This window comes from Thermobacillus sp. ZCTH02-B1, assembly GCF_002159085.1.
Lineage (GTDB): Bacteria > Bacillota > Bacilli > Paenibacillales > Paenibacillaceae > Thermobacillus.
Genome location: NZ_LZRU01000009.1, coordinates 153,940 through 180,577 on the forward strand (window position 1 = coordinate 153,940; position 26,638 = coordinate 180,577).

The following is a 26,638-nucleotide window of genomic DNA, read 5'->3' on the forward strand; positions in this document are numbered from 1 at the left end:
GCCGTTCGCAGGGCGGCTTGCGGTCCGAACGTCACTTCTTCGGAAATTGCAGCGCGACCGTCGTGCCGACGCCGACCTTGCTGAAGATGTCGATCGTCCCTTCGTGCAGGTCGACGATGCGCTTCGCGATCGCAAGCCCCAGCCCGAAGCCGCCCGTCTCGCGCTGCCGCGCGCCGTCGACGCGGTAAAACCGGTCGAACAGGTTCGGGATTTCGTCCTCGGGGATGCCGATGCCCTTGTCCGAGACGAGCACCCGGATCATGTGCCGCGACTGGCTGACGGTGATGTCGATCGCGTCCTTGCTGTATTTGATCGCGTTGTCGATGAGGATGACCATGAGCTGGCTGATCTTGTCCCGGTCGCCCTTCATCGGAATGCCGGATTCGTCGTACGCATGCACGCGGATAATCCGGTTGAACGTCTTCTGCAGCATGGAGGCGATCTCGTCGATCAGCTGGACGAGGTCGAACGTGTCCTCCTTCATCCACAGTTCCTGTTCGGCCTCGGTGAGCGTGAGCATCGACTTGATCAGGTTCTGCATCCGCTCCGACTCCTTGGCGATCGCCTCGATCGCCTCGTCGCGGATCGCCGAATCTTCCCTGCCCCACCGTTTCAGCATGTCCGCGTAGCTGCGGATGACGGTCAGCGGCGTCTTCAGCTCGTGCGAAGCGTCCGCGACGAACTGGCGCTGCCCTTCCATCCTCCTGTCCAGCCGTTCGATCATCTGGTTGAACGCGCGGATGAGCTGCTGCAGTTCGGCGGACTCCTCCCGGTCCTTCAGCTCGATCGGCTGGAGCTTGCCGCTCCGTTCGATCTCGCGCATCGTCTGCACCATCGTCTGGATCGGCGCCGTCAGCCGGAGCGTGAACCAGTACGTGCCGAAGATCGCGAACAGCACCGCGCCGATGCTCGTCACGGTCAGCGCGCCGACGAGCACCTGGAGGTAGCGGTCGAGCGCGGTCAGTTTGCGCAGCACCTCCAGCGTCCCGACGAGCTCGTATTCCCTGAACAGCGGCACCTTCATGTAGAGGACGCGCATGCCGCGGATCGAGGTCAGGCCGGATTGGTGCGTCGCGGAGAACGTCGATTCGCGCTCGAGCAGATCCTCGTCCGTGCCGACCTGGTTGACGATGTTGCCGTCCCGGTCGATGATCCGGATCAGTTCGTTGACGTTGTAGAAATCGACGAGCAGTTCCGGATCCTTCAGCGGACGCTCCGGGTCGGAACGGATATGCTCGACGATCAGGTTCACCTTGTTCGCGATGAGCTGCTCTTCGCTGTTCGTCGAGATGCGGATGACGAAGAAGTAGACGAAAATGTTGAACAGAATGAGGATGAAGATGAACCAGAAGATCGTGAACAGCGTAAATCGCTTGCGCAGTGTCATGCTTCCGGTTCCTTCAGCATGTAACCGACTCCGCGGATCGTGTGGATCAGCTTCGTCCGGAATCCGCGGTCGATCTTCTGCCGCAAATATCGGATGTAGACGTCGACGAGGTTCGTCTCGCCGACGAAGTCATAGCCCCACACGTCGGACAGGATTTGCTCCCGGGTCTTCTCCTCGTTCTTGTGCTCGGCCAGGTAGACGAGCAGATCGAACTCGCGCGGCGTCAGCTCCACCGCGATTTCCTTGCGGTACACCTTGCGCGTCTTGAGCTCGATCGTCAGGTCGGCCACCTTGAGCACGTCGCCCTTCTCGCCCTCCGCCTTCTTCTGCTGGAAAATGCGCAGCAGATTGCGGATGCGCGCGAGCAGCTCTTCCATCGCGAACGGTTTCGTGACGTAGTCGTTGGCTCCGGTCTCGAATCCGCTCACCTTGTCCGGCACGGTGTCGCGGGCGGTGAGCAGCACGACCGGAATCTGGCTGCCGCTGCTGCGGATGCGCCGCAGCACTTCGATGCCGTTCAGGCCGGGCAGCATGACGTCGAGGAGCACGAGGTCCCATTCGCCCGACAGCGCCATTTCGAGCCCCTTGCGCCCGTCTTCCGCGCGGCCGACGGTGTAGCCTTCATGCTCCAGCTCGAGCTGCAAGATGCGGGCGATCGAAGTCTCGTCTTCGATGACCAGCAAACGTTCGTTCACGTGAATCCTCCTTCCGGATTCCGCTTTCGCCATCCCATGCGGTGCGCCGCTTGCCGGCTCGGCATCCGCGTGAGCGGACAGGCCTCGGGTCGAAAAAACCCGCTTTCTATTGTAGCATACGGTTTCCGGGCCTGCCTATCCGTCCAGGATGCGCGCGGCGACCGGTTCGAGGCTGCGCAGCGCCGCGGCCACCGGGCCCGGGCGCCCGTCGGCGGGATTTCCCGACCATGCGGCGGCGGGCCATTCGCCCGGTCCGAGCTGCGGCACGAAGGCGGCGGGCGACTGCGGCATCAGCCGGATCCAGGCGGAGCGCTGCGGAAAGCGCGCGTCCTGGTTCGCGATCCAGAGCGTCGGGCGGCCGGCGGATTCCCTGCGCCGAGCCAGCTCGCGCCATGCGGCCCGGCGCTCCTGCGTCCAGCGCCAGACGGACGGATCGGCGACCATGAGCAGCATGTCGCAGGCTGCGGCCGCCGCGCGGCCTTCCCCCCGGATCCAGCCGGACGACAGGTCGGCGATGACGATCGGCGGCTCCGCGCCGTCGTCTTCCGGGAACGCAAACCGCTCCGGATCCAGCGGCGAGCCGGCGCCTGCCTCCGGCGAACCGGCAAAGCCGGTCCCGTCCGCCGGCGCCCCCTGGTCGGGATGAAGCGCGTGCACCTGCAGCCGGGAGCCCGACTGCCAGGCGATATGGCGCCGGCTGACCGGCGGAAGGGAAGGCCGGCCGGCGGGCGCGACGGCCGCGTCCCCGCCGGCCAGCAGCGCGAGCAGTTCCGGCTCGCCGCCCGTAAGTTCCACAAGCGCCGTCGGACGGCGGCGCGCGAGCACAGGGGCCAGCAGCGCGGACAGCATCGTCGCGCCGGCGCCGCGCGAGAACGACGCGACGGCGACGATCCGGGGCCGCGGCCTCATCCGGCCGACCGCCGCGATGTGCGCCGCATCCCCGCCGGCCGCCTGCGCGAGCAGGGCCGCGGCCTGCCAGGCGGGCGGCCGCAAGGCCGGGTCGCGGCTGAGCATCCGGGCCATGAGATCGAGCACCGAATCCGGCACATCGGCCTCCAGCCGCCGGAATGCTCGCTCGTCCGGCTTCGGCGCGTGTCCGCCGCTCAGCAGCCAGTAGAGCAGCGCGCCGGCCGCGTACACGTCGGCAGCAGGGCCGCACGGGGCGCCCGCGGCCTGCTCCGGCGCCGCGAAGCCGGGCGTGCCGAGGCGCGGTCCGGCTCCGCTTCCGGCGCCGAGCAGCCGGGCGATGCCGAAGTCGATCAGCCGGACGCCGGCCGCCGGATCGAGCATGACGTTCGACGGCTTCACGTCGAGGTGGACGACCGGCGGACGGAGACCGTGCAGATAGGCGAGCGCCTCGCATACGCCGGCGGCGACGGCCGCCGCCCGCCGCGGGTCCATCCGCCGTCCTTCGCGCGCGAACAGGGCCGTCAGCGGTTCGCCGGACACGAAGTCGGTCACGATCATGAGCGGCCCGCCGTCCGCCGGCGGAATGACGTCGATCACCTGCGGCAGCCGCGGATGGTCGATCCGCTGCAGCACCTCAAGTTCCGCGGCGCCGGCGTCGCGCGCGAATCGCGTTCCGGGTTTCAGCGCCTTCACCGCCCGGTGCTTGCCGCCGAGCTTCAGGTCGGCCGCCTCGTAGACGACGCTCATGCCGCCTCTGCCGGCTTCGCGGATGATCGCGTACCGGCCGGCAACGATCTCGCCGGGTGACGGCAAGCGGCCGCCCGGCCGTTCCCGGTACGAATCCGATATCATGGCGATTCCCCCCGAAAGCGAAAGCATCCCGTCCGGCCGCTTCCAGATACGGCTGAAACGGGATGCTTTCCCGACTCTCCGATGGCGGTTATTCTCCCTTGTGAATCAAGTATAGCGTAATTTCGTCCCGGTTGTGAAACAGCTGTTTCGCCCGGCGGGTATGGAACGCGCGTCCGAGCATCTCCGTGATGTTCCGGATCGTCTGCAGCGGCTTCCGGTGCAGCAGCTTCACCGTTACGATCGCCTCCGCTCCGGCCTGAAGCGAGGGCGCGTGGTGCAGCACCGTCTTCGCCATCGTCGCGGGCTCCCAGTTCATGTCGCAGACGAGCAGATCGAATGCGCCCGGGGGAAAGGAGACGTCGCCCGCGTTCCGCTTCAGCCAGGTGACGCGGGGATGCCCCGCCAGCGACGGATGGAGATCGGCCGGATCGACCGCGGTCACGCGGAGGCCGCGCTCGAGAAGGAGCGACGTCCAGCCTCCCGGCGCGGCGCCGATGTCGAGCGCCCGCTCGTGCTTGTCCAGCCGCAGGTTGAACGTGCGTTCGGCCTCGAGCAGCTTGAACTTCGCCCGCGAAATCTGGCCGTCCTCGCGGCGGAACCGGATCGCGCCGCCCGGCCAGTCGGACAGCATCTCCTCCGCGGTGCCGGCGCCGACCAGCAGCTCCGATCCGGATGCGTAGATCGACAGGATGACATCCGCCGACTGCATGGCGGGTTCGGCGCCGATCTCCCGCAGCGCGTCGTCGAGGGCCGCCTTCGCCTCCGAGACCGCGTACGGAAACGGCGTCCCTTCCCTTCGCCGGATGTGCACCGCGGTCCGCCTGCCCGCGAACCGGCCGGACCGTCCGCGGACGAAGCCGGCGAGCGCCCCGAGATCCTCCGGACCGCCCGCGATCGGCAGCGCGAGATCGACGGGCTGGATGTGGCGGAGGAAGATCGGCTCGTCCCGCCGGATGCGCGCCAGCACCTCGTCCCGTCCGCCGTCCGCCGTCAGCTCGAACACCGCGCCCGGTTCGATCATCCGGAACGAGGCGCCCGGGATCAGCCGGCGCAGCTCTTCGACCGCGTACGGCGCGAACCCGTGGTTCGACGTGCAGACGAAGCGCGTCATGTCCGGTCCCCGGCTCCCCGCGTCCGGATCCACGGTCTGTCGTACGCCCATTCAACCTCGACCGGAAGCTCGTAAGCGCGGCTCAGCGCCTCGCCGGTCAGCACCTCGCGCTTCGGCCCCGCGGCCGCGATCCGCCCGTCGTGCACGATCGCCGCGTGGGTGAACAGCGGGATGACCTCCTCGATGTGGTGCGTCACGTAGAGCACCGTCTTCGCCATGCCGCCGAGCCGGTTCAGGTCGGCCAGCAGCCTCTCCCGCTCGTACAGGTCGAGCCCCGCGCAGGGTTCGTCCATGATGAGCAGCTCGGGTTCGGCCATCAGCGCCCGGGCGAGCAGCACCTTCTTGCGCTCGCCCTGCGACAGCGTCCCGAACGGCTGATTTCCGAGATGCGCGATGCGGAGCCGTTCCAGCATGTCGTGCGCCTTGCGGACGACGGCCGGATCGATCGTCTGATAGAACCGCAGGAACGCGTATTCCCCCGTCGCGACGACTTCCCACACGGGGTCCGAGAGGCTCATTTTGTCGACGAGCGACTGGCTGATATAGCCGATCCGTTTCCGCACCTCCCGCACGTCGACCCGGCCGTAGCGGTGACCGAGCACTTCGACCGTTCCCGAAGTCGGGAACAGGTAGCCGTTGATCATTTCGAGAATGGTCGTCTTGCCGCTGCCGTTGCGGCCGAGGATGACCCAATGCTCGCCCGGACGGATGTCGAGATCCACGCCCTTCAGGATGTCGCGGTTCTCGCGCCGCCAGGTGACCTGCTGCATCTTGATCATGAAACCTGCTCCTTCCCGTTGCCTTGAGAACCGGCGCTACGCCCGCCCGCCGGCCGCTTCGGCCGCCACGTCGTCCGGCATCGGCGTGTGCGACAGATGGACGTCCGGCGGCAGCGCCGACCGCAACATCTCGTACATCCGCATGCGGCCCGACGGGCTTGAGGAATGCATGTAGATCCGGCGCGGATACCGTCCGCTCTCCGCGATGTACCGCGCCACTTCCAGTCCGGTCGGCCTGCCCCAGCCGAGATCGTAGTCGAGGGACAGGATGTCCACCTCTTCCGCTTCGAGGAGCAGGATGCACTCCTCCGCCGATCGCGCGGCCACGAACCCCGGCGGGCAGGTCCGGTGGTCGTCCAGATAGACGTGAATCATTCATCTTCACCCAACCATTCGCGGAGCAGCCGCATCTGCCGCGCGTGCGGCAGATCGCCGGTCTCCGGCGTCTCGATGATGGCCGGCAGGCGCCGGAATTCGGGCGCGCCCAGCAGCCGGCGGAAGCCGTCCGCCCCGATTCTGCCCGTTCCGAGCGGCGCGTGGCGGTCCCTGCGGAGCCCGCTTGCGTACGCGGAATCGTTCGCGTGGACGGCGGCCAGATGGTCGAAAAAACCGAGCTCCCTTGCGCGCCGGATCCAATCCGCCGCGTTCCGGCCGTCCCATTCGCCGCTCGCGAACAGATGGCAGGTGTCGAGGCAGAAGCCGACGCGTTCCGGACGGGAGCACAAGGCCCGGATCCGGACGAGCTCTTCGGGCGTCGTCCCCATCGGCGCCCGGTCGCCGGCCTGGTTCTCGATGAGCAGCTTCGCGCTGCCGTCCCAGCAAGCCAGCACCGCGTCCAGCGCCCCGATGACGAGCCGGTAGCCGGCGAGCGGATCCGCGCCGTTGTAGGTGCCGAAATGGACGACGACGCCGATCGAGCCGCAGGCCTCGGCGATCTCGAGGTCGTTCAGGAGCGACGCGATCACACGCCCGCGCGCCTCCGGACGTTCCGCCGCCAGGTTGGCCGGATATGGCGCGTGCGCGACCGAGACGATGCCGTGCTCGCGGCAATATGCGGCGCAGCGGCGGGCGTCCGCGCGATCGAACGCCTTCACGTCCAGGGAACGGGGATTCTTCGGGAAATACTGGAACGCGGCGCATCCGAGCCCGGCCGCCCGGACGGCGGCGGCCAGATATCCGCCGCGGATGCTGACGTGGCAGCCGACGCGCATCGCTCAGGCCCCGGTCTGGCACGCCGGGCAGAAGAACGTCTTCCGTCCGGACAGCTCGGTCTTCACGATGACGCCGCCGCATTTCGGGCACGGCTCGCCTTCGCGGTCGTACACCTGAAGGAGCGCCGCGGCCCGTCCCGTCTGCGTGTCGCCCCGGTAGAGCGGCGTACCCATGCATCCGCCGTTCGCCGCGGCTTCCTCCAGCACCGACCGCATCGCGCCGTGCAGCCGGCGCCAGCCTTCCGCGTCGACCAGCGGAACCGGCACGTCCGGCCGGATGCCCGCCTTGTGGAGCATCTCGTCGGCGTAGCAGTTGCCGATCCCCGCAACGGCGGTCTGGTCGGTGAGCGCGGGCTTCAGCATGCCGCGCTTGCCCGCGAACCGCGCCGCGAACGCCTTGGCGTCCAGACGGCGATCCATCGGGTCGGGGCCGAGCTCCTGAAGCCGCTCGTTCGCCTCCCGAACCGACAGGAGATGCAGATAGCCGAACCGGAGCCCGAGAAAATACAGATTTCCTTCGGAAAAGCGGATCGTGATTTGCGCCGGCCGTTCCGGCTTCTCGTCATCGGCGCCGACGAACAGCGAGCCGCCCGCAGCGAGATGGAGCAGCAGCCGCTTGCCGTTGTCGAGATGGAAGAGGAGATGCTTGCCCCGGCGCTCGACGTACCAGACGACCGCACCGACCGTTCCGCGCTCGAACGCGTCCGGATCGGCGTTGACCGCCTGCGGGCGCGCGATCTCGACGCCGATGATCCGGCGCCCGCCGATCCGCTCCATGAGCAGTCTGCGAACATGTTCCATTTCCGGCCATTCCGGCATGTCCATTCCTCTTTCGTGTGCGATGGTTCTTCGGGATGAATCGTCAGAACAGGGTCTGTTCCCGTGCCAGGGTCCGCTCCGCCTTCTTCGCCAGGCGCTCGATCCTCCGCCGGATCGCCTCCTGCTCCGCGCGCCGCTTCGCGTCGAAGCGGCCGAGGGTAGCCCGCCTCGTCGCCAGCTCGAGCGCGGCGGATGCGTAGCGGAGCGCGAGTTCGTAGTCCTTCGCCCGGTGTTCGTAGTACATCGACAGCTCGATGTGGGCCTCGCCGGACGCCCATCCCTGGCGTTCGGCGGCCTGCGCCGCCCTCTGCCACAATAGCACAGCGCGCCGCCAATTTCCACATTTCTTGTCCCTCGCGGCCAGCAGCAGGCACCAGTCGCCCGCCGTCTCCCGGCCCGCGAGCGTCTCGTACAGCGCCTCCGCCTCGTCGGTCCGCCCCATCCGCTCGAGCCACAGCCCGGTGCGCAGGAGCTCCTCCTCCTCTTCCGGCAGCGGCACGTGGCGGCCGAGACCGCCGGAGAGCAGCCGGCCGAAGCGGATCGAAAGGCAGGCGAGCGAAAGCATGTCCAGCTCGTTGTGGCGGAAGACGTCCGCGAGCGGCGCCGGATCGCCGTCCCTCAAATAACGGAAATAGATCGCCGGCGCCATCGAGCCCGGCACGTCGTCCCCGCGGGCGATGCCGAGCCGCTCCTCCTCGACGTGGCTCAGCCGGAGCGACGCGAGCGTGTTCCGCCAGATGCTGCGCGACGGATGGAGAAAATCGAGATGCCACGGCTCGACCGGGGCGTCCCGCCCGAACCCGTTCAGGATGAACCGGCTCCTGAGGAGCGGCCAGTCGAACGTCCGGCCGTTGTAGGTCGCAAGATACGGCCGGTTCCGCAGCCTCCCCCGGAGATGCTCGAGCATCGCCCGCTCTTCGGCCGGATGGCGGATCAGCGCCTGCTCGATGACGTAGCCGTCCCCTTCGAAGTACGCGATGCCGGCCATGAACGGCACGTTGCCGGCGCCGACGCCGAGGCCGGTCGTCTCGAGGTCGAGGAACAGGATCCGCTCCGCCTCCGGCGCGGGCGCGTCGCCTTCGCCGCCGCTGCACAGCGCGGCCAGCGCGCCGGCGCATTCGCCGAGCTCGCCGAGCCGGTGATGGCCGTGCCGGTAATCGAGGGGGTAGACGACCCGGCGGACGAGGCATTCGCCGGCGTCGTTCGCAAGCCGCGTCACGCCGAGCGCGGTCCAGGCCGGCCCGGGCGGTTCGGCGGCCTCGTTCCGTTCCGGTCCGCCGCGGCCCGGCTCGTCCAGTCCTTCCGGCGCGCGCGTCCCGCGCAGCCGGTTCATCCGCTCGCGCAGGCTGCTCACGGCGCCGTCACCGCCGCTTCCTCGAGCAGCTGCAGCGCCTGGCTCTTGCCGAGGAGGCCGACTTCCTCGATCGGCCCGACGCAGGCCGGGCAGCCGCTCAGGCAGGTGCAGCCGCGGATGAGCCGCTTCGCCTCCTCGATGAGCTCATCATGCAGCTCGAATAGCCGCTCGGCGAGCCCGATGCCGCCGGGGTAGCGGTCGTAGAAATAAATCGTCGGCCGCTTCATGTGCACGGACTTCACCTGCGGATAGACGCGGATGTCCAGCGGATCGCACATCAGGTAGAGCGGCGCGATGTGGATCAGCACGTTCGCGATGCCGAGCAGCGCGCTCTGCATCGCGTTCGCCCCGAGCCTTGCCGCCGTCTCCTCGCTGAACGAGAACCAGTAGCCGCTCGTATGCAGTTCCTCCTCGGGCAGGTGGATCGGTCCCGAGCCGATGTTCTCGTGCGTGCGGAGACGGATTTTTTTGAAAATGGTCGGCCGCGCGTTCACCGCGACTTCCCCGAACTGCCGCACGATGCCGCCCGATTCGGCCTCGCGGTCGACATGGAGCACCTTCAGTTCCACGGCCAGGTTCGCGTCGGTGAAGTAGTCGACGTTCACTTCCCGGACGTAGGCCTTTTTCTCGTGGTAGTCGAGCTTCTCCACCTGGTACTGGACGCCCTCGTGGATGTAGATCGCTTCCTCGTGGATGAGCGTCGGCGCGCTGAACCGGTCGACCTCGCCGATGACGCGGCTGCCGTTCGTGATGTCGATGATGACGAAGTTCTCCTGCGCCGCCGAGCGGAGCGAGATGTTGTTCGCCGGAAAAGACTGCGCCATCCAGTACCAGCGGTCCTTCACGCGGTGCAGCACCTGCTCCTCGACGAGAAATTCGAGCATGTCCTCGAGCCGTTCGCCGCCGAATGTCTCGCCCTTCTCGAACGGCAGCTCGTAGGCCGCGCATTTCACGTGGTCGATCAGGATGAGCAGGTTGTCGGGATGGATGAGGGCGCGCTCCGGCGGCCGGTTGAAGAAGAAGTCCGGATTCCGGATCACGTACTGGTCGAGCGGATTGCTGCTCGCGACAAGGATCGTCACGGACGTGCCGTGCCGCCGGCCGGCCCGGCCCGACTGCTGCCAGGTGCTCGCGATCGTGCCCGGATAGCCGTTGATGACGCACGCCCGGAGCTGGCCGATGTCGATGCCGAGCTCGAGCGCGTTCGTGCTGACGACGCCGAGGATCTCGCCGTTGCGCAATCCCCGCTCGATCTCGCGGCGCTGCTTCGGCAGGTAGCCGCCGCGGTAGCCCCGGATCTGCTTGCCTCCGGGCAGCTGCCTGATCGCATCCTGCAGATACGTCAGCAGAATCTCGACCCGGACGCGGCTGCGGGCGAAGACGATCGTCTGCACGCTCTGGCGGAGCAGCATCGCGGCGATCCGCTGCGTCTCGAGCACGCTGCTCTTCCGGATGCCGAGCTGCGGATTGACGACGGGCGGATTGTAGAAAATGAAATGCTTCTCGCCCGACGGCGCGCCGTTGTTGTCGATCACCTGCACCTTGTCCCCGATCAGCCGTTCCGCGTGTTCGCCGGGATTGGCGATCGTCGCGGACGCGCAGAGAAAGAGCGGGTTCGAGCCGTAGAAACGGCAGATCCGCCTGAGCCGACGGATGACGTTCGCGACGTGGCTGCCGAAGACGCCGCGGTAGGCGTGGAGCTCGTCCAGCACGACGAACCGCAGGTTCTCGAACAGCCTCACCCACTTCGTATGGTGCGGCAGAATCGCGGCGTGCAGCATGTCCGGATTCGTCACGACGATGTGCCCCGCGTTCCGGATCGCCTGGCGCACCGTCGGCGGCGTGTCGCCGTCGTAGGTGTGCGTCTTGATGTCGGCTTCCATCAGCTCCACGAGCTGCTGCAGCTCGGCGACCTGGTCCTGGGCGAGCGCCTTCGTCGGGAACATGTACAGCGCCCGGCCGCTCGGATCTTCCAGCAGCGACTGCAGCACGGGCAGATTGTAACAAAGCGTCTTGCCGGAGGCGGTCGGCGTGACCGCCACGATGTTCCGGCCGGCCCGCACCGCCTCGAAGGCCGACGCCTGATGGGAATAGAGCCGGTCGATGCCCTTCGCGCGGAGCGCCGCTTCCAATTTCGGATGAAGGCCTCGCGGCAGCGGCGCGTACACCGCCTCGCGCGCCGGAATCGTCTCCCAGTGGGTGACATGGCGCATGAATTCGGGACGGCTGCGGAGTTCGTTCAGCCATTCTTCCAGCGAGTCCGCCTTGCCGGTTAGGCGATTCATGGCATCCGCTCCCTGCCTGACTGCATTTATTCCATTGTACAGAATATATGTTCGCCCTGCAACGGATCCCCGCGCCGGCACGCCCGTCCGCCGGACTTCCTTCCGCGATCCGGTGCGGCCCGCGCGTCATAATCGGCCGGATGCCGGACCATCCTATCCGCGTGGGGCCGCCGGTCCGTACGGCTTTCCGTACGGTCGGCGGAAGACGGAAAAGGAGAAAAGGAGGTGACGACCGCCGTGGCCAAGCCCGACAACCGCGAGGACAACGTGCCCAAATTGCAGCGGATGATCACGAACACGATCCGCAACCTGCGGGAAGCGGAGGAATATCTCGACGAGCACGCGGACGAGATCGGCGCCGAAGAGCGGAGCCGGATCGAGGCGAAGAACGAGCGCCGGCGCCAAAGCCTCGAGAATCTGCGCGCCGAAATCCGGGACGAGGCGCTGGACCAACGCCGTCGCGGCGAATGACGCAGGCCCCGTTCCCTGCGTGATCTCATGACCGCCGCTTGTGCGGCAAATGAACCGTCAGGAAGTCGCGCGCGGCGCAGGTAGCCGGGAACACTTCGCGGGCTTCCGCCTCGAGGCGCGGCAGGTCCTCGTCCTCGTAACGGCCGCTGAAGTGCGTGATCAAGAGCCGCGCGGCACCCGCGTCGCGCGCCGTGCGCGCCGCCTCTTCGGTCGTGCTGTGGCCGTATTCGGCGGCCTTGTCGGCCATCGACGCCTCGAACGTCGCTTCGTGCACGACGAGATCGGCGCCTTCCGACAGCCGGACCGCGGCGTCGCACGGCGTCGTATCGCCGAGGATGGCGACCACCCGCCCGGGGATGGGCGGACCGGTGACCTCGGCGGCGCGGATGATGCGACCGTCCTCGAGCTCCACGTCCTCGCCCGCCTTGAGCCGGGCGTACACCGGTCCCGGCGGCACGCCGAGCTCCTGGAGCTTCGCGGCGTTGAGCGTGCCCGGCCGCGCCCGCTCCGCGACCCGGTAGCCGTAGCAGGCGATCCGGTGGTTCAGGGGGGCGGCCGTAACCGTAAAGTCGCCGTCCTCGTGGACGACCCCGCCTTCGCCCTCGATCTCGCGGATCTCGAGCTCGTAGTGGATGTGGGAGCCCGTGACGCTGAACGTCGTCTCGAGCCATTGGCGTATGCCGCGCGGTCCGACCACCTTGAGCGGCGCTTCGCAGCCCATCGAAGAGCGGCTGCCGAGCAGGCCCGGAAGCCCGAACAGATGGTCTCCGTGCAGATGGGTGACGAACACGGCCTCCAGCTTCCCGAGCTTGAGACCGGTGCGAAGCAGTTGGTGCTGCGTGCCTTCGCCGCAGTCGAACAGCCAGAACGTGCCCCGCTGGGGCGGCAGCACGAGCGCCGCCGCCGACACGTTCCGCCCCGCCGCCGGCCTTCCGGCGGCCGTTCCGAGCATGACGAGTTCCAACCGACCCGCCTCCTTTCCACATCAGGCCGTTTGCCGCCCCGCCCGGCGCCGGCGGAGCCCCGCAATCGCGGCCATCCCCCGCACGGCCGCGTGCGGGGGATGGCCCGTCATTTGTCCACGTTGAAATATTGCGCTTCCGGATGCGCGAACACCATCGCGCTGACCGAGGCCTCCGGTTCCATCATGTACCCTTCCGTCAGCTCTACGCCTATTGTCTCCGGATTCATGAGCCGGAACAACTTCGCCTGATCCTCCAGGTTCGGGCAGGCCGGATAGCCGAACGACACCCGGATGCCCTGGTAACGGGCGGCGAACCGCTGCTTCATCGTCATCTCCGGCGGATCCGGGAAGCCCCAGACGTCGCGCATGATCTGGTGGACGCGCTCCGCCAGCCCCTCCGCCGTCTCGAGCGCGAGCGCCTGCAGGGCATGCGAGCGGAAATAATCGCCCCGCGCCTTCGCCTCCTCCGCCAGCTCCCGGATTCCCCGCCCGGCTGTTACGACGAGGAAGCCGACGACATCCATCACGCCGCTCTCCAACGGTTTCAGGAAATCGGCGAGGCACAGGTACGGCTCGGTCCGCTGGCGCGGGAACGTGAACCGCTCGATGATTTCCCCGCTGCCCGAGGGATCGTAGATCAGGATGTCGTTGCCGTCCGCCTGCGCCGGGAAGAACCGGTACATCGCGTCCAGCCTGAGCATCTTCCGCTCCGCCGCCTCGCGGATCAGCGCGTCGACCGCTTCCTTCAGCCGCACCGCCTTCTCGTCCCCCGCGGCGAGCAGCTCCTCGACGTTGCCGCGCAGGCCGAGATGATGACCGAGGAGCATCTGCATGTTGATGTACGGCACGATCTGGGCGATCGGGATGTCGCGCAGCACGTGCCGCTCGAAGTCCGGCGGCGTGAACACCGGCGCATCCTGCGACACGTTCGAGCGGATCCGCACCGGAGCCTCCCCTTCCGGTGCGCGTTCCACCGCCCCGGCCTGCGAAGCCTTCCGTTCGCGGTGCTCCTCCTCCAGCTGGCGCCGGCCGTCGGGATCCATCAGTTTGTTCGCCAGCTCGAGGCCGTGCATCGCGTCCTTTGCGTACAACACGATCCCGTCGTATTCCGGAGCGATGCGCGTTCGCGTGAACTTGCGCGTGAGCGCCGCGCCGCCGACGAGCACCGGCGTGTCGATGCCGGCCGCCTTGAGATCCTGCACCGTCGTCACCATCTGCTGCGCCGATTTGACGAGCAGGCCGGACAGGCCGATGATGTCGGCGTTCTCGCGCCGCTGCGCCTCGATGATCGCTTCCGGAGGCACCTTGATGCCGAGGTTGACGACCTCGTATCCGTTGTTGGACAGGATGATCTCGACGAGGTTTTTGCCGATGTCGTGCACGTCGCCCTTGACGGTCGCGAGGATGATTTTGCCCTTCACGCTCGTCTCGGTCTTTTCCATGTGCGGCTCGAGATACGCGACCGACGCCTTCATGACTTCGGCGCTCTGCAGCACCTCGGCGACGATCAGCTCGTTGTTGTTGAAGAGCCTTCCGACTTCCTCCATGCCGCGCATGAGCGGTCCGTTGATGATGTCGAGCGGCGCGTACTTCTTCAGCGCCTCGTCCAGATCGGCGAACAGGCCGTCCTTGGAGCCTTCGACGACGTAGTTCGCGAGCCGCTCCTCGAGCGTGAGGTGTTCGGCCTTCTTCTCCTTCTTCTCCACGGTTCTGTCGCGGAACGCGGCGACGAATGCGGCGAGCGTCTCGTCGTTCGTGTCGTAGATGAGCGCTTCGGCAAGCCTGCGCTCGTGCTCCGGAATCGAAGCGTACCGCTCCAGGCGCTCCGTGTTCACGATCGCGAAATCGAGCCCCGCCTTCGTGCACTCGTACAGGAAAACGGAATTCAGCACTTCCCGGCCCGCGGGCGGCAGCCCGAACGAGACGTTGCTGATGCCGAGGATCGTTTGGCAGCGCGGCAGTTCCCGCTTGATGAGCCGGAGCGCTTCGATCGTCTCCCTCGCGGAGCCGATGTACTGCTCGTCGCCGGTGCCGACCGGGAAGACGAGCGGGTCGAAGATGATGTCCTCGGGCGGAAGGCCGTATTTGTTCACGAGCAGGTCATATGACCGCCGTGCCACCTCCAGCTTCGCCTCGCGCGTGATCGCCTGCCCCCGCTCGTCGATCGTGCCGACGACGACCGCGGCGCCGAACGTTCTCGCGAGCGGCGCGACCCGGCGGAATTTCTCCTCGCCGTCCTCGAGGTTGATCGAGTTGATGATCGCCTTCCCCTGCGAGAACTTGAGCGCCGCCTCGATGACCGCGGGGTCCGTCGAATCGATGACGAGCGGCACCTTCACCTTTTTCACGAGTTGCTCGAGGAAACGGGTCATGTCGGCCAGCTCGTCGCGGTCCGGGTCCTGCAGGCAGACGTCGATGACGTGCGCGCCGCTTTTCACCTGGGCGCGGGCGATCTCCGCCGCCTCTTCGTATCGGCCTTCCGCGATCAGCCGCTTGAACTTGCGCGAGCCGAGCACGTTCGTCCGTTCGCCGACGAGGTACGGCCGGTTTTCCGGCTCGATGTACACGGTCTCGATGCCGGATACGGCCGGCGGATGGCTGCCCGTCTCCGTTCGCGGCTTGAAGGGCGCGAGCGCTTCGGCGAGCGCGCGGATGTGCGCCGGCGTCGTGCCGCAGCAGCCGCCCGCGATGTTGAGCCACCCTTCCCGCGCGAATTCCGTCATCTTTTTCGCGAGTGATTCGGGCGTCTCATGGTAATGGCCGTTCTCGTCGGGCAGACCGGCGTTCGGATAGCAGCTGATCGCGGTCTTCGCGATCGACGCGAGGCTGCGGATGTGGTCGCGCATGAATTCCGGTCCGGTCGCGCAGTTGAGCCCGACCGAGATCGGTTCGAGATGTTCGAGGGAAATATAGAACGATTCGATCGTTTGTCCCGCCAGCGTCGTGCCCATCGGCTCGATCGTGCCGGAGATCATGACCGGCAGCTTCCTTCCGAGCTCTTCGAACGCGCGGCGAACGCCGACGCCCGCCGCCTTCACGTTGAGCGCGTCCTGGCAGGTCTCGATCAGCAGCGCGTCCACGCCGCCTTCGATGAGCGCCTTCGCCTGGACGTAATAGCTGTCGGCCAGCTCGTCGAACGTGACGCCGCCGGTGACGGACAGCGTCTTCGTCGTCGGACCCATCGAGCCGGCGACATAGCGCGGCTTGTCCGGCGTCGAATGCTTCGCGGCCGCTTCCACCGCCAGCCGGGCAGCCGCGAGGTTGATCTCGCGCGCCCTGTCGGCAATGCCGTATTCGGCGAGCACGACGCTCGTCGCGCCGAACGTGTTCGTCTCGATGATGTCCGCGCCGGCCTCCAGGTACGCCTCGTGGATGCCGCGGATCACGTCCGGGCGGGTCAGGACGAGCATCTCGTTGCAGCCCTCGAGCGCTTCCCCGCCGAAATCGGCCGCCGTCAGGTTCGACTGCTGGATCATCGTACCCATCGCGCCGTCCAGTATGAGAATGCGATGCTTCATCGCTTCCTGAAGGGTCGGTTTCGACATGGGCACACCTTCCGCCAAAAAAAGTTAACCTTTATTCTAACAGAATGAAAACCGCATGAAAAGCCCGGGTCCGACCGGCGCCGGGCGTTTTCGCTCCCGCCGGCTTCGTGCCGCCGTCACGGCATCAAAGATGGTGGATCATTGCGTTGGTCCCATCGACAATCGGGCGGAGATGGTGTATAATCGAATCAATCGTTGATAAATCCTATTGGAAATGAGGGATTAAGATGGCCGAGATTCGCATCCGCAACACTGGCGAGAGGATCACCGGCGAGGAGAACGTGCGCGAATTCCTGAACGGGCAGGGCGTGCTCTACGAGCATTGGGACACGTCCAAGCTGCCCGGGCATCTGCGGGACAAATACGTGCTGAGCGACGAGGAGAAGAACGAGATTCTCCGGGCGTACGACGCGGAGATTCGCGATCTTGCCGGCCGCCGCGGCTATCAGACGTGGGACGTCGTCGCCCTGTCCGACGCGACGCCGAACCTGGAAGAATTGCTGAAGAAGTTCGAGCAGGTGCATACGCACACGGAGGACGAAGTCCGCGCGATCGTGGCGGGAGAAGGCATCTTCGTCATCAAGGGAAAACCCGAAACCGGTTATTTTGACGTCAAACTGAACGCGGGCGATGTCATCTCCGTTCCCGAAGGCAATCCGCATTTCTTCACGCTGACGGACCTCCGCCGTGTCGTCGCGGTCCGGCTGTTCATCGAACCTTCGGGCTGGGTCGCCCATCCGTACGAAGATCCGGAATTCCAGAAGGCCTGAATTCGCCGCAAAACCGTGAAGCCTTCCGCTTCGGGCCGTCTCCGGCGCGATGCGGAAGGCTTCCATCGTTGTCTAGAGCCGCTCGAGCAGCGACGGGAGCTCCCGGAGCGAGCGGATCTCGTAGGACGGCACGATCTCGCCCGAACGTTCAAGGCCGTGCCGGTTGATCCAGATCGAGTCGATGCCGGTCCGGTTCGCGCCGAGGATGTCGGTCGTCAGCTTGTCGCCGACCATGACGGCGTCTTCCGGCCCGACGCCGAGCAGCGACAGCGCGTGGCGGAAGATCGACACCGCCGGCTTGCCTTCGCCGAACTCGCCCGAAATGACGATGTGGTCGAAATACGGCGCGAGCTTCGGCACGCCCGCAAGCTTCTCGCGTTGCAGGTCGGGCGAGCCGTTCGTCAGGAGCAGCAGCCGGTAGCGGCCGCGCAGCCGGTCCAGCACCTCGAACGTCTCGTCATACACGAGCGGCCGCGCCCGGCGCTCCGCCGGGAACCGCTCGGCCAATTCCGCGCCGAGCGCCTCGTCGTCGACGCCGATCGCCCGGAGGCCGCGGATCCAGGATTCACGGCGGTATGCCGGCGCAAGCGCTCGGAGTTTGCGGAACTCCTCCTGCTCCCCCTCGCGGAACTCCGCCCACAGCCCTTCGAACGGGTTGATGCCGATCCGCTGCGTGAACGGATACGTTTCGTACGATTCATAAAGCGCGCGCGCCTCGCGGCGCACCGCCGCTTCCAGCGCTTCCGGATCGGCGCCGGTCCGCTCCCCCGCGTACCGGCACACCGCCCCGAACGCCTCCTTCACGCTGCGCTCGTCCCAGAGCAGCGTGTCGTCAAGATCGAACAGCACCGCTTGTTTGGCCATCCGGTTTCGCTCCCGTCATTTCTTTTTTGTCTCTTCATAAAAGGGGATCCGGTTGTCCTGCGCAAACTTTCGCAGCCGGTCCGCCATTTCGTCGATCGGATACCGGTTCAGCATGCGCGAGAACACCCAGTTGCCGCCCTTCTTCGGCTCGATGACGATGTATCCCGGACGCAGGACGGTGATCGATTTGATCGCGTCGGCCGTCAGCGTCTTCGGTCCCGTGAACTTGCGCGTGCCGACATAATCCTTTCCGACCAGCAGATAGGGCCGCCTGAACCAGAACAGCGCCGCGAGCGCCAGGTAACCGGCGACCGTCAGCCAGAAGATCGGCGTCTCGAACGGGGCCGGACCGTCGGGGTCGACCGGGGTCCACGTCATCGTATAGACATAGAAGCCGATGAACAGAAGCAGAAACAGCGGCAGGATGATGCTGCGCCCCCGGTAGCGGTCCGTCGCCGCACCCGGGGAGGCGATGGCCTGAAGCCCGGCCTTCTTCCTCCGCTTGTTCAACTGTTCCATGTTCTTGCGGACTTTCCGTTCCCAGGATCGGGACATGCCGGCTCCTCCTTCCGTGCCGCCTGGTCGCCATGCCGGCTTCATCCGCCCGGCATGCCAACCCTTACTTTGACATCCCGGCCCGACCGTTGTCAAGCGGAAGGTGCCGCCGCCGCGCGAAAAGGCCATCCGGAATGACCGGATGGCCGGAAATGCGCCATGTATGCGATGGCCCGACTGGCCGGATTGCCGGACGACCCCGGCATGCCGAAGCGGCGGTTCAACGGTCCGACCAATCGGGAATAATGAGCCGTTGTCCCGCCCGGAGCGCGCTTCCTTCGAGACCGTTGCGCTTCCGGATCTCGTACACCGCGCGGCGCGTGTCCATGCCCTCCGCCTTGTGCGCCGCGGCAATCTCCCAGAGCGTCTCGCCGGCCGACACGATGACGACGGATTCCGACGGAGACGGTGCGGCGGGTTCCCGTCCCGTCGCGCCGGTGCCCACGGTCATGAACCCGGCGCCGACCAGCACAAGGATCAGCACGGCCGCGGCATACCGCATGATCGCGAAGACGTCCCCGTACCGCGCGGGCTTCCGCTTGCCGGCTACCGGACGGCGTTCAAGGATGGATCGGTATCCCCGGCATTCGCTCACGTACATCATGGCCGACACCCCAAACATCCGTTCTCGTTTCGCGCTTCCATCTTAACACGAACACCTGTTTGCCGTCAACGATTTTTCGAGCGTTTGTTCCGCGAACTTCCGTTCCCGTCTTCCGCCGCGGTTCCTACACATGCGAACCTGTGTTTTCGGGAACGAATGTTTGTGCTGCCGTCGTTTCTGTGTTATAATTTGGAGCAACGATACCGATCGATGGAGTGAATGCCGTGTCCAGAATTTCCAACCGTCAGCAAGCCATACTGGAATTCATCAAGAAGGAAGTACGGGAGAAGGGCTATCCGCCCTCCGTCCGGGAGATCGGCGAAGCCGTAGGGCTTGCTTCCAGTTCGACCGTCCACGGCCATCTGGATCGGCTGGAGAAGAAGGGGCTCATTCGCCGCGATCCGACCAAGCCGCGCGCGATCGAAGTCCTCGATCACGACCACGAAGATTCGCCATATCCGCTCGCGGTCACCCGCGTCCCGGTCGTCGGCAAGGTGACGGCCGGCGTGCCGATCACGGCGACGGAGAACATCGAGGAATACTTTCCGCTTCCCGCCCATTTCACCGGCGACCATGAAGTGTTCATGCTCACGGTCAAGGGGGACAGCATGATCGAGGCCGGCATCCATGACGGCGACTATGTCATCGTGCGCCAGCAGCAGACGGCGCAGAACGGCGACATCGTCGTCGCGATGACGGAGGACAACGAAGCGACCGTGAAGCGGTTCTTCAAGGAACGCGATCATATCCGGCTGCAACCCGAGAACCCGACGATGGAGCCGCTCCGGCTGAAGCACGTCACGATTCTCGGGAAGGTCATCGGCCTGTTCCGCGCCATCCGTTAAACCGGATCATCTGATCACCACCGACAAGCCCCCCGCCATCGGCCTGACGCCGAAGGCGGAGGGCTGTTTTTTTGGACATCGGGAGGGCTGCCGGCAATATGACTTCGTTCAAAAAAAATGAGGCCCGGTGAGAACCGTCATGTCACCGGAAACCCCGAAGCGAAAAATCATGCGTATAAAAATCTTGCGTATAAGGATCAATACATCGTCAGATATTGATCGCGCTCCCACTGGTGAACCTGCATCCGGTACATGTCCCATTCGATTTCCTTCAGCTCGTAGAAATGGGACAGTGCGTGATCGCCCAGCGCCTCGCAGATGACCTCGTCGCGGAGCAGCTCGTCCAACGCCTCGCGCAGGCTCGTGGGCAGCATCTGGATGCCTTCCTCGATCCGCTCTTCCTCCGTCATCACGTAGATGTTCCGGTTTACCGGCGCCGGCAGCTTCATCCGTTTCTTGATGCCGTCAAGACCGGCTTTGAGGATGACCGCGAGCGCAAGGTACGGGTTGGCCGCCGGGTCCGGGCTGCGAATCTCGATCCGCGTGCTGAGGCCCCGCGACGCCGGAATGCGCACCATCGGGCTGCGATTGCTCGCCGACCAGGCGACGTAGTTCGGCGCTTCGTAGCCGGGAACGAGCCGCTTGTAGGAGTTGACCGTCGGGTTCGTGATTGCCGCGAACCCCCTGGCGTGATGCAGCACACCGGCCATGAACCAGCGCGCGACCTCGCTCAGGCCGAGCGGGTCGTCCGGGTCATAGAACGCGTTCTCGTTGCCGCGGAACAGCGAGACGTGGCAGTGCATGCCCGATCCGTTCACGCCGTACAGCGGTTTCGGCATGAACGTCGCGTGCAGGCCGTGCTGCCGGGCGACCGTCTTGACAACGAGCTTGAACGTCTGGATCCGGTCGGCGGCCGTCACCGCGTCGGAATATTTGAAGTCGATCTCGTGCTGGCCGGGCGCGACCTCGTGGTGCGACGCCTCGATCTCGAAGCCCATCTCCTCGAGCGTGAGCACGATCTCCCGGCGGCAGTTCTCGCCGAGATCGGTCGGCGCCAGGTCGAAATAGCCGCCCTGGTCGTTCACCTCGTTCGTCGGATTGCCGCGCTCGTCGGTCTTGAACAGGAAAAATTCCGGCTCCGGACCGACGTTCATCGTCGAGAAGCCGAGCTCCTCCGCTTCCTTCAGCACCCGCTTCAGGATGCCGCGCGGGTCACCCGCGAACGGCGTGCCGTCCGGCATGTAGACGTCGCAGATCAGCCGCGCGACCCTGTCTTCCGTCACCCACGGGAAGATGACCCACGAATTGAGATCGGGATACAGATACATGTCGGATTCCTCGATCCGGACGTAGCCTTCGATCGAGGAACCGTCGAACATCATCTTGTTGTCGAGCGCCTTCTCGAGCTGGCTCAACGGAATCTCCACATTCTTGATCGTCCCGAGCAGATCCGTGAATTGCAGCCGGATGAACCGGACGTTCTGCTCCCGCGCGATGCGCAGGATGTCCTCCTTGGTATAACCCATCCTATCCTCTCCTTGCAAAAATCAGGGTCTGTTGTTGTAGAACCTGGACAGCTGCCCCTGGATGAGCGAAGTCTTGCCGGGACGGCGCTCGAGCAGTTGCTGCTTCAGCAACCGGTGGAGCTGCATGTCCGTCAGCTCGCGGCGCTTGCTTTCGGTCTGCGGCGTGATGACCGTCGCTTCCTCCGAATCCTTTGAAACCGGATTCAAGACCTGCTTGATACCGGCAATGTTGACGCCCTTTTCGATCAGGGCCTTGATCTCGAGCAGCCGCTCGACATCGTTGAACGAGAACAGCCGCTGGTTTCCCTGGGTGCGGGCCGGGCAGATCAGACCGTGCTGCTCGTAGTAACGGATCTGGCGCGCGGTCAAATCCGTCAGTTTCATGACGATGCCGATCGGAAAGAGCGCCATGTTTCGGCGGATCTCGTCACCCATGACGCATCAACCTTCCCGTTTCGAATATGGTTTGGTCTTGCGGACACAACAAAACGTGTCAAGACATGTTAGGTTTAATTACAATGTTAGACCGTTCGGCAAGCCGTGTCAAGGCTGCCAATATCCCAAGTTTGGCATGCGCGTACGTGAGGCCGCCCTGCACATACGCGATGTACGGCTCCCGGATCGGCGCGTCGGCCGACAGTTCCAGGCTGCCGCCCTGCACGAACGCGCCGGCCGCCATGATGACCGGATGATCGTAACCCGGCATGTCGCCGGGCTCCGGCAAAGCGTGCGCGTCGACGGCCGCCGCCTGCTGGATGCCCTGGACGAAGGCGATGAGCGCCTCGGCCGAATCGAACCGGATGGCCTGGATCAGATCGGTTCTCGGCTCGTTCCAGCGCGGCTTCGTCTCGAAGCCCAGTTCCTCGAGCATCGCGGCGGCGAAGATGCTCCCCTTCACCGCCTGGCCCACCATGTGCGGCGCGAGGAAAAAGCCCTGGAACATCCAGCGCTGCATCCCGAAGGTCGCGCCGACTTCTCCGCCGATCCCGGGCGCGGTGAGCCTGCCGGCCGCCTTCTCCACGAGATCCGCGCGGCCGCAGACGTATCCGCCGGACAGCGCCAATCCGCCGCCGGGATTTTTGATCAGCGATCCGGCCATCAGATCGGCGCCGGCTTCGGTCGGCTCCGTCTCCTCGGTGAATTCGCCGTAGCAGTTGTCGACGAACACGACGCAATCGGGCTTGACCGCCTTCACCCGGCGCACCATTTCGCCGATCTCGGAGACGGTGAACGACGCGCGCCAGTCGTAGCCGCGCGATCGCTGGATCGCGACGACGCGCGTCCGCTCGCCGATCGCGGCCCGAACGGCCTCCCAATCGACGCCGCCGTCCGGAAGCAGCGGCACTTCCCGGTATCCGATGCCGAAATCGCGCAGCGACCCCTTGCCGTCTCCGGGCTCGCCGATCACGTTGTGCAGGGTATCGTACGGCCTGCCGGTGATGTAGAGCAGCTCGTCACCGGGCCTGAGCACGCCGAACAGCGCGCAGCAGATCGCATGCGTGCCGGAAGCGAAATGCGGCCGCACGAGCGCCGCCTCCGCGCCGAACACGTCGGCGTAGATCCGCTCGAGGATTTCGCGGCCGCTGTCATGGTAACCGTAACCGGTCGAACCGTTCAGATGGAAATCGCTCACCCGGTGGCGCTGGAAGGCGCGGATCACCTTCCACTGGTTCCGTTCCGCGATCCGGTCCGCCTCGCGCAGCCGCGAAGCGATCCGCTCCTCCACCTTTTCCGCCAATGCGAGCCATTCCTTGCTGATGCCGTGAATCATTCCGGATTCCTTCCCGTCATCTTCTGGTTTGCCGAATGCCGGCGGCGGTTGCCCGCCGTGTCCCATTAAAACACATTCCGGTTCGGCGAATCAAACACGAAAAACGTGCGGGGCGCGGTGCGGGAAAACCGGACAAACGAAGGGCCGGACCCGTCACGCGGATCCGGCTCCGTCGTGCAGCGCATAGGGCTTCAGCTTGTAGCCGTTCGTTTCGTATTCGCGCCGGTTCAGCCGTACCGCGATCCGCATCGTCTCGCCGCCATCCGCGGGCGACCGGTCGACGACCTCGCCCATCCGGTGGGCCAGCGCGATCAGATCCCCCCGGGCGCAGGGAATCGCGAACACGCGGATCTCCCCGGACAGCTTGTCCTGCACGGCGCGGCCGATCGCCGCCCGGTCCTCCGGCGAAAACGCGCAGACGAGCAGCGCGTCGTCGTCCCGCCTGAGCAATGGCCGCTCTTCTTCCGGGCACAGATCGATTTTGTTGTACAGCACGATCCTGGGCTTGTCCCCCGCGCCGAGCTCGGTCAGGATCCGGTCGACGACCGCCATCTGTTCTTCCCGGTACGGCGACGAGCTGTCCACCACATGGAGGATGAGATCCGCCTCCGCCGCCTCCTCGAGCGTCGAACGGAAAGCGGCAACGAGCTCGTGCGGCAGGTTCTGGATGAAACCGACCGTATCTGTCAGGACGACCTGCGTGCCGTCCGGCAGGGTCCAGGCGCGGGACGTCGGATCCAGCGTCGCGAACAGCTGATTCTCGACGTATACGTCCGCGTTCGTCAGCTCGCGGAGCAGCGTCGACTTGCCGGCGTTCGTGTATCCGACGAGCGCGACCTGCGTGACTCCCGTCTTGCGCCGCCGCTCCCGCTGCACGCCGCGATGGCGCATCACTTCGGCGAGCTGCCGCTTCAGATCCGCGATCCGCTCGCGGATGTGGCGCCGGTCCGTCTCCAGCTTCGTCTCGCCCGGACCGCGCGTGCCGATGCCGCCGCCGAGCCGTGACAGGTTCCTGCCGTGCCCCGACAGGCGCGGCAGCAGATAGCTGAGCTGGGCGAGCTCGACCTGGATGATGCCTTCCCGCGTTCTGGCCCGCTGCGCGAAAATGTCCAGAATGAGCTGCGTCCGGTCGATGATCTTGAGATCCAGCCCTTCCTCCAGGTTGCGCACCTGCGCGCCGGACAGCTCCTGGTCGAAGATCGCCATCGTCGCGCCGAGCTCCTGCCCGACCGCGCGCAGCTCCTCCACCTTCCCCTTGCCGATGAAATACTTCGGATCCGGCGCTTCCCGGTGCTGCGTCACCGCCGTGAGCACCTCGACGCCGGCCGTCTCGGCCAGCGCGACGAGCTCGCGCAGCGAATAATCCGGGTCGACGCCGGCGCGCTTCATCGCGTCCGTGACCAGGCTGACCAGAATCGCCCGCTCGCGGACGGACGCCGTCGTCTCGTGCAGTGTCGTCATGCCGCCCACGCTCCTCCGATGCTCCCCATAGGATGCTCTCCGTACCGGCCGCGCGCGGGTATCATGCGTCCTCCGCGTCCCAGCGCAGATCCTCCGCCCGGATCGTCATCAGCTCCTGCCGGCCGGGCTGGCCGGTGCCGTACAGGTTGAGCAGCCGCACCGCCTGGTGGCGGATCGCCTTCTCGATCGTGTTCCGCACGTACCGCGCGTTGCTGAACGGAAGCAGCGAATTCCGCTTCCGCTCGGCAAGATGCTGGCGCAGCTTCTCGATCGCCTGCGGCTGCAGCTCGTAATCCCGCTCCTTCGCCATCAGCTCGGCGATCCGGACGAGCTGATCCACCGTGTAATCCGGAAAATCGATCCGGATCGGGAAGCGCGAAGGCAGTCCGGGATTGGAGAGCAGGAACATGTCGATCTCGTTCGGGTAACCGGCGAGGATGAGCACGAACTGGTTCTTGTAGTCCTCCATCGCCTTGACCAGCGTGTCGATCGCTTCCTTGCCGAAATCCTTCTCGCCTCCGCGCGCGAGGCTGTACGCCTCGTCCACGAACAGGACGCCGCCGAGCGCCTTGCGCACCATCTCCCGGGTCTTCTGCGCCGTATGCCCGATGTATTCGCCGACGAGATCGGCGCGCTCCACCTCGATCAGGTGCCCCTTCGGCAGCACGCCCATCTTCTGGAACAGCTTCGCGACGATGCGCGCGACCGTCGTCTTGCCCGTGCCCGGGTTGCCGCTGAAAATCATGTGGTACACCTGCGGGCCGACCGCCAGCCCCGCCGCCGACCGAAGGCCGGAAATGTGGAGCAGCGCGTAGATCTCGTAAATGAGCGCCTTCACCTTCTCCAGGCCGACCATCGCGTCCAGCTCGCGCTGGATTTCGGCGAAGGGCGAACCCGGATCCGCCGGTCCCCTCACAGGTTCGCGGGCCGGCGGTTCGGCCGGCGGCGCGGCCTGGTCGGCGGGCCGGAGGACGATGCTGATTTGCCGCGAAGGCCTCGGAGCGCCCGTACCGCCCGCCGCTATAGCGCGTCCGCTCATCTGCCCCATCCCATCCTTCTTCCGTGTGTGATCCGGACGACGTCTACGGTCCGCCTGATGCATGATCCATCTTATTCGCCAGCACGGCGGGATATTAGCAGATTCGGACGGTCCGGACGCGCCTACAGACCGGGGCGGTCGGGGATCTGCAGCCCGAAGCGCAGGAGCAGGCTGTCCAGTTTCCATTTCGTCCAGGCCAGCACTTCGCGGGCGTGCTTCTGCGACGCGGGCAGCACCTTCGATTCCGCCGTGGCGAATCCCGGCCGGTCGTAGCCGAGCCGGAGCGCCACGTCCCGCGCCCGCGCCGCGTGAAAGTCGTGCGTCACGATGAGCGCCGTGCGCAGGCCCTCCCGTTCCATGATTCCGCGGCTGAACAGCAGATTCTCGTAGGTGCTCCGCGCCTCGTTCTCGAGCAGCATCCGGTCCTCCGGCACGCCGCGCGCGGCCAGGTAATGCCGCATCCCTTCGGCTTCCGAGAGCCTTGATCCGGGATGGTCGTAGCCGCCGGTCAGGATCAACACGCGGAAGCGGCCTTCCCTGTACAGCTCAAGCGCCTTGTCCAGCCGTTCCCTGAGCCCCGGGCTCGGCTCGCCGTCCCAAAGGGCGGCCCCGAGCACGATGCCGGCGTCGTAAACGGCAAGCTCCGGCTCCGGCCGGAACGATTCGATCTTCCAGAGCACCCACGCGACCCAGGCCGCGCAGGCCAACGCGGCAGCCAAAGCGGCGACCAGCGCGGCTCTGGCGAGCCTGACCGCCGGCCGCATGCGGCGCTTCCGCACAGCATGCGGCGCTTCCGCACGCGCGCGGCCGGGACGCCCGCC

Annotated in this window: 24 protein-coding genes; 3 read left to right on the forward strand and 21 right to left on the reverse strand. The window is 66.1% G+C overall.

Annotated features, from left to right (window positions below; genetic code table 11):
• Nucleotides 1–31: 31 nt before the first annotated feature.
• The 10 genes from A9Z00_RS02375 to A9Z00_RS02420 form a co-directional block, all read right to left on the reverse strand.
• Nucleotides 32–1,387 carry a sensor histidine kinase gene (locus tag A9Z00_RS02375; RefSeq protein ID WP_296973937.1) on the reverse strand — a complete coding sequence of 452 codons (1,356 nt, stop codon included), beginning with the start codon at nucleotides 1,385–1,387 and terminating at the stop codon, nucleotides 32–34.
• Nucleotides 1,384–2,082 carry a response regulator transcription factor gene (locus A9Z00_RS02380; protein WP_296973939.1) on the reverse strand — a complete coding sequence of 233 codons (699 nt, stop codon included), beginning with the start codon at nucleotides 2,080–2,082 and terminating at the stop codon, nucleotides 1,384–1,386. The genes A9Z00_RS02375 and A9Z00_RS02380 overlap by 4 nt, the downstream gene beginning before the upstream one ends.
• Before the next feature lie 135 nt (nucleotides 2,083–2,217).
• Nucleotides 2,218–3,843, reverse strand: coding sequence for a serine/threonine-protein kinase (locus A9Z00_RS02385; protein ID WP_296973942.1), 1,626 nt, complete (start codon nucleotides 3,841–3,843; stop codon nucleotides 2,218–2,220).
• An 88-nt stretch (nucleotides 3,844–3,931) separates the two neighbouring features.
• Nucleotides 3,932–4,954, reverse strand: a complete 1,023-nt coding sequence (locus A9Z00_RS02390) for a 23S rRNA (cytidine(2498)-2'-O)-methyltransferase RlmM (protein WP_296973944.1) — start codon at nucleotides 4,952–4,954, stop codon at nucleotides 3,932–3,934.
• On the reverse strand, nucleotides 4,951–5,733 hold the full coding sequence (locus A9Z00_RS02395; protein WP_296973947.1) for an ABC transporter ATP-binding protein: 783 nt from the start codon (nucleotides 5,731–5,733) through the stop codon (nucleotides 4,951–4,953). The genes A9Z00_RS02390 and A9Z00_RS02395 overlap by 4 nt, the downstream gene beginning before the upstream one ends.
• Nucleotides 5,734–5,769: 36 nt before the next feature.
• On the reverse strand, nucleotides 5,770–6,108 hold the full coding sequence (locus tag A9Z00_RS02400) for a cyclic-phosphate processing receiver domain-containing protein (RefSeq protein ID WP_296973949.1): 339 nt from the start codon (nucleotides 6,106–6,108) through the stop codon (nucleotides 5,770–5,772).
• Nucleotides 6,105–6,944, reverse strand: a complete 840-nt coding sequence (locus A9Z00_RS02405; protein ID WP_296973950.1) for a deoxyribonuclease IV — start codon at nucleotides 6,942–6,944, stop codon at nucleotides 6,105–6,107. The genes A9Z00_RS02400 and A9Z00_RS02405 overlap by 4 nt, the downstream gene beginning before the upstream one ends.
• Nucleotides 6,945–6,947: 3 nt before the next feature.
• Nucleotides 6,948–7,763, reverse strand: coding sequence for an Fpg/Nei family DNA glycosylase (locus A9Z00_RS02410; RefSeq protein ID WP_296973952.1), 816 nt, complete (start codon nucleotides 7,761–7,763; stop codon nucleotides 6,948–6,950).
• Nucleotides 7,764–7,806: 43 nt separating this feature from the next.
• The gene (locus A9Z00_RS02415; protein ID WP_296973955.1) at nucleotides 7,807–9,117 is read right to left on the reverse strand and encodes a ribonuclease H-like domain-containing protein; all 1,311 of its coding nucleotides are present in this window, start codon (nucleotides 9,115–9,117) and stop codon (nucleotides 7,807–7,809) included.
• Entirely contained in the window at nucleotides 9,114–11,402 is a 2,289-nt protein-coding gene (locus A9Z00_RS02420; protein WP_296973956.1) for a DEAD/DEAH box helicase, read from the reverse strand. The genes A9Z00_RS02415 and A9Z00_RS02420 overlap by 4 nt, the downstream gene beginning before the upstream one ends.
• Before the next feature lie 225 nt (nucleotides 11,403–11,627).
• On the opposite strand from A9Z00_RS02420, the gene tlp reads away from it, so the two are divergent.
• Nucleotides 11,628–11,873, forward strand: a complete 246-nt coding sequence (gene tlp, locus A9Z00_RS02425; RefSeq protein ID WP_483316252.1) for a small acid-soluble spore protein Tlp — start codon at nucleotides 11,628–11,630, stop codon at nucleotides 11,871–11,873.
• A gap of 25 nt (nucleotides 11,874–11,898) precedes the next feature.
• Here the strand turns inward: tlp and rnz are convergent, their stop codons facing one another.
• Nucleotides 11,899–12,837 carry a ribonuclease Z gene (rnz, locus tag A9Z00_RS02430; RefSeq protein ID WP_296973959.1) on the reverse strand — a complete coding sequence of 313 codons (939 nt, stop codon included), beginning with the start codon at nucleotides 12,835–12,837 and terminating at the stop codon, nucleotides 11,899–11,901.
• Nucleotides 12,838–12,944: 107 nt separating this feature from the next.
• Nucleotides 12,945–16,382 (reverse strand): methionine synthase, encoded by a 3,438-nt coding sequence (gene metH, locus A9Z00_RS02435; RefSeq protein WP_296973960.1) that lies wholly within the window; start codon nucleotides 16,380–16,382, stop codon nucleotides 12,945–12,947.
• Between the two features lie 227 nt (nucleotides 16,383–16,609).
• On the opposite strand from metH, the gene A9Z00_RS02440 reads away from it, so the two are divergent.
• A complete protein-coding gene (locus A9Z00_RS02440; RefSeq protein ID WP_296973962.1) occupies nucleotides 16,610–17,152 on the forward strand; it encodes a 1,2-dihydroxy-3-keto-5-methylthiopentene dioxygenase in 543 nt (180 codons plus the stop codon).
• Nucleotides 17,153–17,224: 72 nt separating this feature from the next.
• On the opposite strand, the gene A9Z00_RS02445 is transcribed toward A9Z00_RS02440, so the two are convergent.
• The 3 genes from A9Z00_RS02445 to A9Z00_RS02455 all read right to left on the reverse strand — a co-directional run bounded on the left by A9Z00_RS02445 (nucleotide 17,225) and on the right by A9Z00_RS02455 (nucleotide 19,184).
• Entirely contained in the window at nucleotides 17,225–18,016 is a 792-nt protein-coding gene (locus A9Z00_RS02445) for an HAD family hydrolase (protein WP_296973965.1), read from the reverse strand.
• A 15-nt stretch (nucleotides 18,017–18,031) separates the two neighbouring features.
• Nucleotides 18,032–18,571: a hypothetical protein gene (locus tag A9Z00_RS02450; RefSeq protein WP_296973967.1), complete on the reverse strand. Its 540-nt coding sequence runs from the start codon at nucleotides 18,569–18,571 to the stop codon at nucleotides 18,032–18,034.
• A 220-nt stretch (nucleotides 18,572–18,791) separates the two neighbouring features.
• Nucleotides 18,792–19,184, reverse strand: a complete 393-nt coding sequence (locus tag A9Z00_RS02455) for a LysM peptidoglycan-binding domain-containing protein (RefSeq protein ID WP_483316253.1) — start codon at nucleotides 19,182–19,184, stop codon at nucleotides 18,792–18,794.
• Nucleotides 19,185–19,399: 215 nt separating this feature from the next.
• Between A9Z00_RS02455 and lexA the strand changes: the two genes are divergently transcribed.
• Nucleotides 19,400–20,020 (forward strand): transcriptional repressor LexA, encoded by a 621-nt coding sequence (lexA, locus tag A9Z00_RS02460; protein ID WP_296973968.1) that lies wholly within the window; start codon nucleotides 19,400–19,402, stop codon nucleotides 20,018–20,020.
• A 197-nt stretch (nucleotides 20,021–20,217) separates the two neighbouring features.
• On the opposite strand, the gene glnA is transcribed toward lexA, so the two are convergent.
• From glnA to A9Z00_RS02490, 6 genes are all read right to left on the reverse strand, one after another.
• Nucleotides 20,218–21,546, reverse strand: coding sequence for a type I glutamate--ammonia ligase (gene glnA / locus A9Z00_RS02465; protein WP_296973970.1), 1,329 nt, complete (start codon nucleotides 21,544–21,546; stop codon nucleotides 20,218–20,220).
• Between the two features lie 21 nt (nucleotides 21,547–21,567).
• Nucleotides 21,568–21,981 carry a MerR family transcriptional regulator gene (locus A9Z00_RS02470; protein WP_296973973.1) on the reverse strand — a complete coding sequence of 138 codons (414 nt, stop codon included), beginning with the start codon at nucleotides 21,979–21,981 and terminating at the stop codon, nucleotides 21,568–21,570.
• Between the two features lie 58 nt (nucleotides 21,982–22,039).
• Nucleotides 22,040–23,317: a methionine gamma-lyase family protein gene (locus A9Z00_RS02475; protein ID WP_296973976.1), complete on the reverse strand. Its 1,278-nt coding sequence runs from the start codon at nucleotides 23,315–23,317 to the stop codon at nucleotides 22,040–22,042.
• Between the two features lie 153 nt (nucleotides 23,318–23,470).
• Nucleotides 23,471–24,778, reverse strand: a complete 1,308-nt coding sequence (gene hflX, locus A9Z00_RS02480) for a GTPase HflX (protein ID WP_296973979.1) — start codon at nucleotides 24,776–24,778, stop codon at nucleotides 23,471–23,473.
• A 61-nt stretch (nucleotides 24,779–24,839) separates the two neighbouring features.
• Nucleotides 24,840–25,817, reverse strand: a complete 978-nt coding sequence (locus A9Z00_RS02485) for an AAA family ATPase (protein WP_296973981.1) — start codon at nucleotides 25,815–25,817, stop codon at nucleotides 24,840–24,842.
• Between the two features lie 122 nt (nucleotides 25,818–25,939).
• Complete coding sequence (locus tag A9Z00_RS02490; RefSeq protein WP_296973983.1) at nucleotides 25,940–26,581, reverse strand: YdcF family protein; 642 nt, start codon at nucleotides 26,579–26,581, stop codon at nucleotides 25,940–25,942.
• Nucleotides 26,582–26,638 lie beyond the last annotated feature (57 nt).